Below are 12,052 nucleotides of genomic sequence, written 5' to 3' on the forward strand. Positions count from 1 at the left end.
TAATACTTTTGGTACAGGGTGGAGTTCGACCTTGATGAGAACAGGGCTCTAAGTTCACATAAAGGGTTGCTCCTCTTGCTTTTGTTTTAGCCTGGTTAAGGGCATTTATTTCTGCATGAGCAAATCCTGGTCCCTTATGATAACCTTCTCCAACAACCTGACCGTCTTTGACCACGATTGCTCCGACCATCGGATTAGGGTTAGTTTTACCAGCCGATTTCTTTGCCAGTATAAATGTCCGTTTTATATATTTTTTATCCATAAATATATTACTTTAGATGCTTTTTAGATGTTGTATTCTCTATTGCTTATCCTTGGGGATATTTTACCAGAAGATTTATCACCTGTCAACAAAATTCCAACCTGATAAAATAATTCTTGACGCAAGTCAAAGAAAAGGTTATAATATAAATTGGTTAATTACTAATTCCATTTTTAGAGGAAAGATGAGAAATTTTATTAAAAATGCTATTAATAAAGCCCCAAAAGTAGATTATTTAGAAATCAGGATAGAGGAAAACCAAACCACAAAAGTAGATTTTATCGGAAAAGAACTTGAAAATATTGGTGTAACTACTAAAATCGGCGGGAATGTTAGAGCGTTAGTCAATGGTGGCTTTGGGTTTGTTTCCTTTAATAATATAGAGCAACTTGAGACTTATATCAAATTAGCCGTTCAAGAGGCAAGATTGACCGGGAAGAGTAAAACTCAGTTTGCCTTTGCCCAACCTGTTGTAGATTCTAAAATAATCTCTGGTGGAAAAGACCCAGGAGAAATATCATTAGAAGAAAAATATCACCTTTGCCAACAATATAATTCCATTATCCTGAATTTTTCCCCACTCATTCAAACCTCAAAGGTTACTTATCGAGATTATTATAAAAAACAGTATTTTGCCAATTCGCAAGGCACAGATATACTTCAGGAAAAGGTATTTAGCGGGATTAGTTTTGTAGCGATGGCAAAAGATGGTATGAATGTTCAACAGGCGCATACATCTACAGGTGATTATTGTGGCTATGAAACGGTTCAAGGATTGGATGATAAGGTAGAAAATGTCTGTAGATTAGCCGTAGATTTACTTAAAGCCAAAAGTATCCAGGGAGGTAAATATACCGTTGTTCTTGACCCTGAGTTATGTGGTGTATTTATTCACGAGGCTTTTGGACACTTAGCCGAGGCTGACCATATCTACGAAAATGAAAAGATGGAAGAACTGATGAAATTGGGTAAAAGGTTTGGCGGTGATGAACTAACAATAATTGACGACGCCACACTTCAACTTCAAGCAGGTTCTTATGCCTATGATGAGGAAGGAGTTCCTGCGGGCAAAACTGAGATTATTAAAAATGGGATATTTTTAAATCGCTTACATTCTTGTGAGACCGCGGCTAAAATGAATGCTAAACCCACCGCAAATGCCAGGGCGATTAATTATAATTTTGAACCAATTGTCCGGATGTCAAATACCTATCTTGAACCTCGAAATCTATCTTTTGAAGAGATGATAAGTGATGTCAAAGAAGGAATTTATGCCAAAGGATACATTGGTGGAAATACGGATTGTGAGATGTTTACCTTCTCGGCACAACAGGCTTATTTAATTAAAAATGGTCAGGTCAAAAACTTATTACGGGATATCGTGCTGACTGGAAATGTATTTGAAACATTAATGAATATCGAGGCGATTGGTAATGATTTAGTCTTTTATGGTGGGCTTGGTGGTTGTGGTAAAAATGGGCAGTCGCCGTTACCTGTTTCCTGCGGTGGACCACATATCCGAATTAAAAATATCGTAATTGGAGGAAAATAGTGGAAGATGTTTTAAATAATATTTTAAAATATACCCCAAATGCAGAAACCATTCACCAACAATTTATTTTAACTCAAACTAAATTCGAAAATAATAAGTTAAAATATATCAATACCAAACAAATCAATGGTTTGGGATTAAGGGTCATAAAAGAGGGTAAGATTGGATTTTCTTCAACCACAAATCTGACTAACCCATCCCAATTAATTGAAAATGCAATTATTAGTGCTAAATTTGGTCAAGAGGCTAAATTTGAATTCCCAACAAAACCACACATTCCTTCACAAATAAAAATATTCGATAAAGAGGTTGAGAATTTTACCATTGAACAAGGCGTAGAATTAGGGGAAAGCCTGATAGACCGACTATCAGACATTGAACCTGAGTTATTTTGTAAAGAGTTAGAGATTAATAAAACTATTTTAGAGACAAAGATTATGAATACATCAGGGGTTGATTTTGAATATCAAAAAACCATATTTACCTTTTGTGTTACTGGACTTTTAGTAAGAAATAATAGCCTCTTATGGCTAACTGAATATGTCAGTGGATGCAATTTGAATAAGGATATTAATTCTATTGTGAGCAAGATAAATGAGTCGTTAGCCTGGTCTAAAAATGAGCTTTCGGCTAAACCCAAAAAATTACCCGCAATATTTACTCCAAAATTAATCCCAACGCTTTTAGAGACCATTAAACTCGGTATAAATGGAAAATTAGTTCAAAAAGGTGCCTCGCCTTTGATTGGAAAACTCGGCGAAAGGATATTTGATGATAAAATAACTATTTATGACGATGCAACGATGGATTTTGGAATAAGTAGTTGTCCGGTAGATGGAGAAGGAATAGCCACACGAAAGACACCATTGATTGAACAAGGTGTCTTGAAAAATTATATCTTTGATTTACAAACCGCCGGTTTTTTAAAAACTAACTCCACTGGTAATGGCTATCGAGATTTTGATTCCTTACCTGCACCACATTGCAGTAATATTGTAGTTTTACCAGGAAATATGGACTTCTACGAGATGATTAAGGATATGAAGGAAGGAATTATTATAGATTTAGTTCTGGGTGGTGGGCAGAGTAATGTCTTAGCCGGTGAGTTTGCCTTTAATGTTGAATTGGGATTTAAGGTGGAAAATGGAGAGGTCGTTGGCAGATTGAAAGATACAATGGTTGCCTGTAATCTCTTTGATATTTTTAATAAAATACGGGCAATTGGCTCAAAGTTATCCGACTGGGAAGGGGTTAGAAGCCCACATTTTTACATCGATGAGGTAAATGTTACGGGAATAGGATAGAGGAATATTTCGACCTGTATGGTTAGAAATTATAAGCAATGATAAGATTATGGAGTCAGATAATAGGAGGGGAAGTGTCAGTGTGAGTGTCAGTGTCAGAAATCCTTCTGACAGTGTTACTTTAAATTGACACTGACACTCATTTTCAGGGGAAACGAGCATGCCCCTACGGGACACAAAGGGGGATGAAAATAGGTTTGATGGTTTGATGGTTCAGGTGAAATCAGGCTGAAGCCTGCGGCTACCAGCCTTCCCGAGTCCCGATTTTCAGGGGAAATTTCCACCCCCTTAATCCCCCGCCAGCGGGGGAGATAAAAAATTAAAAATCTGTGTAATCTGCGAAATCTGCGGATTATTTTCAGAGGAATAAACTTGCTTTTCATCGGTTCCTTGGTCTATAGTCTATGGTCTGAAGTAATCATACAGGTCGTAATTTTTTCTTGACTTATTATTAAATATATTGTATTCTAATAAGTCACTAATCAATTACCAAATCAAGGAGGAATAAGATATGAGTTTTCAACCACAAAATATCAGAAATGTAGGTATTGTTGGACATGGAGGCACTGGAAAGACTTCCTTTGCGGAAGCCTTACTTTTTAACACCAAAGTAACTAATAGATTAGGTCGAGTAGATGATGGGAATACTATATTTGACTATGACCCAAGCGAAATTGAACGAAAAATATCTATCAATGCAAGTTTAGCCTATCTGAATTGGAGAAATCATAAAATTAATATTATCGACACGCCAGGCTATACTGATTTCCTTGGAGAGGTAATTCGCTCATTAAGAGTAGCAGATGCCTGTCTGGTTTTGATAGATGCCACATCGGGTGTAGAGGTAGGTACTGAAATAGCCTGGAAATATGCAGATGAATACAACCTCCCCCGAATAATTTTTGTCAACAAAATGGATAAAGAAAATGTTGATTTTTATAAAATATTAGAGACAACAAAACAACACCTTGATTCAAAATCTAATATCGTTCCTATTCAATTACCTTTAGGCCAATCAGCAAGTTTTAGAGGGGTAATTGATTTAATTAAACTAAAATCTTATACTTACAAAGATGGAAAAAGTGAAGAAGGAGAAATTTCCCAGGATGAATTGAATAAGGTAAATCAGTTTCGAGAAAAATTATTAGAGGCAATAGCCGAAACATCAGATGAATTGACTGAGAAATACTTAGAAAATATGACCCTGGACGAAAGTGAAATTATAACTGGTTTAACCAATGGTGTTAAATCAAGGAAGATTATTCCTGTGGTTTGTGGTTCAAGTTATAACAATATTGGCGTATCTGCGGTATTAGATATGATAATAGACCTTTTCCCTGCACCAATTGAGCAAGGGGAGATTGTTGGAACTATCCCTGATAAAAAAAGGATATGTTCGCTGACTGCACCATTTAGTAGTTTAGTATTTAAGGTTATTACTGACCCGTATATTGGTGAATTGACTTTCTTTAGAGTTTATTCCGGCATAGTCCATAGTGGTGATGAAATCTATAATCCAACCAAGAATCACAAGGAAAAAGTTTCACAAATTTGTCAGATTATGGGTAAGAATCGGAATGATATTCCAGAGATTGGTTGTGGCGACATTGGGGCTTTGGTCAAATTTAAAGGGGCTTTTATTGGAAATACATTATGTTCGCCAAATGACCATATTGAATTTCCAAATATTATCTTTCCTGAATCAACCGCTGAGGTTGCGGTTAATCCCAAAACAAAACAAGACCAGGAGAAAATGAGTCTTGCCTTATCAAGACTTCATGATGAAGACCCAACCTTTCAGATTCGCTATGACCATGAGTTAGGTCAAACTATTGTTTCGGGAATGAGTGAATTGCATTTAGATGTAATGCTTCACAAATTACAAAAAAAGTTTGGGGCAGAGGTAAATATTGAAAGGCCTAAAGTGCCATATCGAGAAACGATTAAAACCAAATCTAAAGGTGAAGGAAAATACAAACGACAAACAGGTGGTCGAGGACAATACGGACATGCATTGATAGAAATTGAACCATTACCTCAAAATTCCGAAACCTCATTTGAATTTGAAGATAAAATTTTTGGTGGGGCTATCCCGGCTAAATATATTCCATCTATCGAAAAAGGCGTAAAAGAGGCAATGGCAAAGGGGATATTAGCGGGCTATCCTATTCTCTGGGTTAAGGTTATCTTATATGATGGTAGTTTTCATGAGGTAGATTCGTCGGATATTGCCTTTAGTTTAGCCGGGTCGTTTGCCTTTAAAGAGGCATTTCAGGATGCACATCCAGTTCTTATTGAACCAATTATGAAGGTTGAGGCAAAGGTGCCTGAAGAATATATGGGTGATGTTATTGGAGATTTGAATAGCCGACGAGGTAGAATTCAAGGGATAGAGCCGCTGGGTAGAATTCAAGTAGTCAATGCCTTTGTCCCTCAATCAGAAATGTATAAATACTCTACCTCATTGCGTTCGATTACTCGTGGTAAGGCAATTTATCACGCTGAATTCGCCTATTATGAAGAAATCCCGCATCAACTCGCAGAAAAAATTATCCAACAACATAAAGAAGAGAAACACTCATAACTCTGCGATTCACAAAGGATGACAAAAATAAAGGGACTCGGGACTCGGGGTTCGGGACTCGGATTTCGGATGGTGTCTGAAAATAACTCTAATAGTGAAATCTATACAGATTCGGACACTATTTCAACCTTTATGCTAGATTAAGACACCACCGATTTCTGGGTTCGAAGATTCTTTTATTCCCGAATCCCGAACCCCGAGTCCCTAGTCCCGATTTTCAGAAAAAATGGGTAAAAGGAAAAAGATAAAAGAAATAAAGATTGAGGAGTTTAGATTTTCAAGAACCGATTTATTTATTATCGTTGGGTTATTGGTTCTGGTTTTGATTTACTTCTTTAAATTGGCAATATCAAAAGGTATATTTATTACCGGTGACCTGACGCTGAGTGACTTGATGTCACAATACTACCCGTTTCGCCATCTTTTAGGTGAATCATTAAAAAACTTGCAGATTCCTCTCTGGACACAATATATCTTTGGTGGGTATCCTATTTTAGCTCAGGGTGAAATGGGTGCCTTCTATCCATTAAATCTTATCCTGTTTTCTCTGCTACCAGATTTTGTTGCCTTTAACTTCTCTGTTATACTAAACTTCTTTCTGGGAACATTGTTTCTATTTTTGTATGCCAGAGTAATCAATCTCAGCAAATCCGCATCTTTATTATCCGCAGTGGCGTTTTCCTTTTCTGGATTTTTTATCACTCAAATCAGGCACATTAATATGATAAATACGGCGATATGGATACCGTTATTATTTTTCTTGATTGAATATTACTTCAAAAAAAAGAATATAATTTATATTCTCCTGGCGGGGATGGTGTTTGGGATTCAGATATTAGCCGGTCATTTTCAGATTGCCTATTACTCAGTGCTGGGGACATCTTTATACTTTTTATTTAAAATAGGCCAAAACTATTTACTATCTCTTGAGAAAAAAACTAAATCCCGGCTACCTTTAATCCAAATCTCCAAAACCTTTTCTATTTTTTTTACAAAGAAATTGGCTTGTTTAGTGTTAATATTTGTCATTGGTGGAGCACTTGCAGGGATTCAATTATTACCAACTTATGAGTTTATGAAACAAGGCACGCGGTCACAAGGGTTAAGTTTTGATGAAGCGGTAGGTTGGGGTTATCAACCAAAACATCTCATCACCTTCGTTTTGCCTTATTTTTATGGCGATTATGCTAAAGGGACTTTTAATGAGGAGAACACCTTATTCTGGGAAAATTGCGGTTATGTTGGTATAATTCCATTGATATTAGCCTTACTGTCATCAGGATTATTAAAAACTAATGGTTATGTCAGGTTTTTTGCCTTCTTTCTAGTTTTATCTATAGCGCTGACAATGGGAAAATACACGCCGATATTCAAGATATTCTGGGAATTTATTCCCGGGGCACAATATTTCAGATTCCCCAATCGATTTTTATTATTTGTCGCTTTATCATTATCTGTCCTTGCAGGATTTGGGATGGATTACATTAAAAATCGAATCAAAATACCTTCATTTTGCTTTCAAGGTTCGATTCTAATATTAATTATTGATCTGTTTGTATTTGGGATAGGACATAATCCTGCGGTTGACCCAAAGGTATGGTTTTCTCCACCAGAGACAGTGAAATTTTTAGCACAGGATAAAGATTTCTTCCGTATCTGCAGTTTTGGAAATAATGAATCCTGGCGAATGGTATATTCAAAATCTTCTGGCTGGAAAGGAAATGACCTTGACCTTTATATCAAACATCGGGGTGTGCTTCAAGAGAATTTCAATATGATATATCACCTTGAGAGTTTCTTTGGTTATCCGCCTAAAAGTTTTGGTCTTCAACGGTGCTCAAACCTTTATTATTTCTTACTTTATCAGAAAATGAAACTCTATGGCAGACCAAATGAACCTTTGCCGTTTACTGTTCCCGAGCCTGCTTTCTCAAAAATATTAGGGATAATGAATGTTAAGTATATTTTATCCTTCTGGGAGATGAACGACCCTAATTTAGAAGTAGTAATGAAGACTGATTTTAAAAAGGTAATTCCAGACATAAAGGTGTATCAAAATAAAATGTTTTTACCCAGAGTTTATGTTGTGCCAAAGGCAAAGATAGTCAAAGGAGAGGGAGAAATTTTAGGGGAATTGAGTAACCCCGGATTTGACCCAAGGAAGGAAGTAATTATTGAAGAAGAAATAGATTTTAGGGGTGTAGATACAGCGAATTCCGCGGTAAAAATAACTAAATATTCACCGCTTGAGGTAATTATTGAGGCTAAGTTGACTGATGATGGTTTTTTAGTGCTTGGTGATACCTATTATCCTGGGTGGGAAGCCTTTGTTGATGACAAATTAACTAAGATTTACCAGGCAAATTATCTCCAGCGGGCAATTCCAATAAAAGAAGGCAGACATAAAATCCGATTTATCTATAACCCTATCTCTTTCAAAATCGGGGCAATAATTAGTATTCTTACTTTACTTTTAACCGTGATTTACCTTTGGAGAAGATTAACACAGGGTATCCATAGATGATGTAGATTGGATAAAAGGTTAAGGTTAGGGAGCCGGTATGGAAGTTGGGTTAGGAAGTTGGTGATAATTGGTTACCTGGACAAATTTCGTAATTATTCAGCCGCTGATGGACACGGATTAACACGGATGAAATAGAATGAGTTTAAAATATGAAAAAAGGTAAGCGTTCAGGGTGTAATAAAGGGAAAATGGAAAAATTTGGAAAAAGGGTAAATAAAATTAGTAACTATTCACCACGAAGAGCACGAAGGACACGAAATGGAATTTAATGTCTTGTAATTTTAGGTAGTGGCTGACAATAACTACAAATTTTTTTTAACCACAAAGATCACAGAGAGTTTCACAAAAGAGTCAAAGATTTTTGAGAGAATAAATTTTTCCCTTTATTTCTTTGTGTATTTTGTGGTTAATTTCAGAGACCATCTAATTTTCTTCGTGTTCTTCGTGTTCTTCGTGGTGAATAGTTACTCGCATCCAATGACTCTATTCGATAATTCGTAACCGTTCAGGCTATACATCAAAAGTGTAAGAAGGGGGATAAGGAGATAAGAGTGATATGGAGATAAGATAATAGAAATAGATTGAAATTTATAGAAATAGGGTAACTATTCACCACGAAGGACACGAAGTGAAATTTGATAAATTATCGTAATCGTTCAGGTAACACAAGAATAATATTGAATATTGAATGTAGAATACTGAATGTAGAATGATGAAGTTTCTGGATTTTTCTGTTTGGCCGTTTTTATATTTTGAACATTCTACATTCGATATTCTACATTCAATATTTTGTAAGTGTTCCGAAATCTCAATCAATATTAGTAACTCAAGACCTGAACGGTTACAAATTATCGAATAGAGTCATTGGATGCACTATAGCGGTGCATCGAACTCTTGAGCCATGTTTGTTTGAATTCACGTGGAAAGATTGGAAGAAGGCATAAAGAGATTTGTTCTGTAACATCTTAGTGTCCTTCGTGCTCTTCGTGGTGAATAGTTACGAAATAGGTAGAAATTGATTGTGGAAAACAACAAATTTCCATAAATTTCTATCAGTTTCTACTAATTTCAATTTTTTAAATAATATCCCCTTATCCCCTTAATCTCCATATCTCCTTTTGTTACACCACCTGAACGCTTACAAATTTGATTTGTAATTTTGCATTTTGATATTTGATTTAATTTCAAGTCTAACTCTCAGTTATCTCCCCCAAATCCTATTTTGCAGAATCCTACTGAGTGATATGAGCATCAAAATGATGCTTGATTGAAGTCTATTATACCTGCAAAGAAGGCATCTGTGGTAGTAAAATTTTGCTGAAATGTATCTTTTTCTTCTTGACATCAAATATCCTAATATGATAAACTTAAAATAGTTCTACAAATCTGTCAAAAAAACTGCCACAAAGTGGCTTAGTTCAACAAATCGCTGCACCTGATCCTCGCTTCGCTCAGGCGGGTGAGCTGGGTCGATAAGTGGATTTAAGATTTGATTAATTATGCTATTAAATTAGGGAATTTTAGAGGATCGAATGACTTTTGTCACTATTATTAGAAGCATAGTTTTTATACTTATAAATATTTCTATATTTCTAAACGCTATCCATCTTTGTTCTAAATATTATATGAGTAAACATTCTAAAATTGATAGTATCATATCTTTATTAGTTCTATATATTGGTCAAATAATTTTATTTTCATCCCTTTTAGGGGCTATAAATATTTTATCTTACTATAACCTCGTTATTTGTTTCATAATCTTATACTTAATAATTTATCTTTTTATAAAAGAAAAAAAATATATATATACAGACTTCTACAAAATCTACAATGTTCCACAAAAATTTATTAATTATTGTGAAAATAATCAAATTCTATTAGTATTATTAATTTTACTTTGCTCAATTTTATTAATTCATTTAAAAACAGCGATTTTAGAATTACCTAAAGATGGAGATAGTATAGGATATCATATTCCAATGGCAGTTGGATGGCTAAAGGAACAAACGCTCTATACATTCAATATTCCATGTTGGTTTTATCCAGGAAATAGTGAATTACTAACATTATGGCTTATATTGCCATTTAGGAATGATGTTCTGATTGGCTTGCAAAATTGGATTCCATTTTTAATTTGTCTACTTTCAATTTTTAGTATTTGTAAAAAATTAATGATAAATACTAATTGGATCATTTATGGTATTGTCGCTTTTTCATTTATTCATCCTGTTACTAGTCAATTAATTACCCAACAAAATGATATTTTAGTTGCTACATTTTTTATATCTTCTTTAAATTTTATGCTTATTTATTATGATAACAAAAATAAAACTGATTTACTTCTATATGGAATTTCTATGGGATTGTTATTAGGCTGTAAATATTCATGTATATATTATTTTATTGTATTATTAATAATCCACATATTTTTGTTTAACAGAAAGCAAAAAATAAGCTCTATAATAAATGATCTGTGGATGATCCTATTTATTACATTAATTTTTGGAGGATTTTGGTATATTAGGAATTGGATTATTACAGGTAGTCCTATTTATCCAGAGGGATTATCTTTGTTAGGATTTAATATCTTCAAACCTATTCCTAAAATTGAATTTTTCTATGATTTAAAACAAACCATGTTGCTTTATTATTGGAATAAAATAAAAATTTTTCTACTGTTCCTATCTGCATTAAAGAATCAAGGAGGAGTTATATATCTTTTTTCTTTTCCTATAGTTCTATTCTCGCTTGTAATAATTTTATGGCAAAAAAGAAAGAAGAAAGAAGTGTCTGTTTTACTTTTAGCCCCAATATTAGCCTTTTTATCTCTCTTAATAACACCACTTTGCGTGGAAAATGTTAAAGGAACGTTAAACCAGTTGAGGGGGGGATATACACCTATTAGATATGGGCTTCCATTTTTCGCATTGGTTAGCATTAATTTTTCATTTTTAATGAATGTTTTTAATAATTATATTCAAAAATGGTTATTAGAAATCGTATTATTTCTATTTATCTTAATAAGCATACCAGATTTTAAAGGAAAAACGTATTTAGTTTTTGTAATATCTATATTCATTTTCCTTTTTTTCGTACATAAAAAGAGTAATATTTCTGATGTGCTTTTTAAACCATCAATAAAAAGGGCAATAAGGATATTATCATTTACCAGTATCATTATTTTAGGTATTTTAATAACATTTTTAATCTCTTATAAGATAGACAAGCGAGGTAATGAATATGGTAATTGGTTAAAGTATCATTTTGGATTCACTGGAGCTTATTCATGGTTTGATGAAGAAGTGAAAAATAAAAATGTAAAAGTTACTGGTTTAAGAAGCTATCCTTTTTATGGCGCTAAATTGGAAAACAATATTGTCTATGATGAATCAATTCCTATTGAACATATTGATTATTATATAGTAGGCAGAAACTCTAGTGACCCAAATAGTCCAAATTTTGGACAATTTGATGGTATAGATAAAAAATTAAATTCTTCGGGTTTTTTTATACCCGTTTACATCGATAATGTAATACATATATATAAAAATACTATTAAAAATAATTAACTTGAATTCTTTTCACTTAACTAGTAGAACGTTCTCTAAGTAGATATAACAATATTATAGTAAGTATTAACCAAAAGTTCACATTAGTATTGTTTATAGTTGATAGTCTATGAAACTATCAACTATAAACGTAACTATTCAGCAAAAAGGAGGATAATGGAGAAAGATTAGAGATAAGATTTAAGTTTTGTCCCTTGTGTTCCGATATAAGTAATACAAGCGAATAAAAAACACGGGGGAATTAATGACCATAGAAA

6 protein-coding genes are annotated in these 12,052 nt (G+C 33.9%); 5 read left to right on the plus strand and 1 reads right to left on the minus strand.

Annotated elements, in window-relative coordinates; translation table 11 throughout:
• Positions 1–262: bifunctional diaminohydroxyphosphoribosylaminopyrimidine deaminase/5-amino-6-(5-phosphoribosylamino)uracil reductase RibD (locus AB1414_07910; GenBank protein MEW6607363.1), on the minus strand; the 262-nt coding region annotated here is incomplete at its 3' end.
• A 184-nt stretch (positions 263–446) separates the two neighbouring features.
• Here AB1414_07910 and AB1414_07915 point away from each other — a divergent pair.
• The 5 genes from AB1414_07915 (at position 447) to AB1414_07935 (ending at position 11,795) form a co-directional block, all read left to right on the plus strand.
• Entirely contained in the window at positions 447–1,814 is a 1,368-nt protein-coding gene (locus AB1414_07915) for a TldD/PmbA family protein (protein ID MEW6607364.1), read from the plus strand.
• Positions 1,814–3,118 carry a TldD/PmbA family protein gene (locus AB1414_07920; protein MEW6607365.1) on the plus strand — a complete coding sequence of 435 codons (1,305 nt, stop codon included), beginning with the start codon at positions 1,814–1,816 and terminating at the stop codon, positions 3,116–3,118. The genes AB1414_07915 and AB1414_07920 overlap by 1 nt, the downstream gene beginning before the upstream one ends.
• Positions 3,119–3,629: 511 nt before the next feature.
• Positions 3,630–5,702, plus strand: a complete 2,073-nt coding sequence (gene fusA / locus AB1414_07925; protein MEW6607366.1) for an elongation factor G — start codon at positions 3,630–3,632, stop codon at positions 5,700–5,702.
• A gap of 226 nt (positions 5,703–5,928) precedes the next feature.
• The gene (locus tag AB1414_07930) at positions 5,929–8,226 is read left to right on the plus strand and encodes a YfhO family protein (protein MEW6607367.1); all 2,298 of its coding nucleotides are present in this window, start codon (positions 5,929–5,931) and stop codon (positions 8,224–8,226) included.
• A 1,532-nt stretch (positions 8,227–9,758) separates the two neighbouring features.
• Entirely contained in the window at positions 9,759–11,795 is a 2,037-nt protein-coding gene (locus AB1414_07935; protein MEW6607368.1) for a hypothetical protein, read from the plus strand.
• Positions 11,796–12,052: the final 257 nt, after the last annotated feature.

The sequence above is a fragment of the bacterium genome, from assembly GCA_040755795.1.
Taxonomy (GTDB): Bacteria; UBA9089; CG2-30-40-21; order CG2-30-40-21; family SBAY01; genus JBFLXS01.